Source organism: Adlercreutzia sp. DFI.6.23, from assembly GCF_024462535.1.
In the GTDB taxonomy this organism is placed as follows: Bacteria; Actinomycetota; Coriobacteriia; order Coriobacteriales; family Eggerthellaceae; genus Adlercreutzia; species Adlercreutzia rubneri.
On sequence record NZ_JANGBP010000808.1, the window covers coordinates 1 to 288 of the forward strand.

General features: G+C 63.9%; 1 rRNA gene. It reads right to left on the minus strand.

Features of this window, described 5'->3' with window-relative positions:
• Positions 1 to 288: ribosomal RNA gene (locus tag NE591_RS15555) — 16S ribosomal RNA — on the minus strand; the annotation flags it as partial.

Genomic DNA, 288 nt, shown 5'->3' on the forward strand with positions numbered 1-288 from the left:
GGGACTACCAGGGTATCTAATCCTGTTCGCTCCCCCAGCTTTCGCGCCTCAGCGTCAGTGGCGGCCCAGCAGGCTGCCTTCGCCATCGGTGTTCTTCCCGATATCTGCGCATTCCACTGCTACACCGGGAATTCCGCCTGCCTCTACCGCACTCGAGCCGCCCAGTCCGGAACCCGGCCCGAGGTTGAGCCCCGGGATTAGAGGTTCCGCTTAGGCGGCCGCCTACGCGCGCATTACGCCCAATGAATCCGGATAACGCACGCCCCCTACGTATTACCGCGGCTGCTG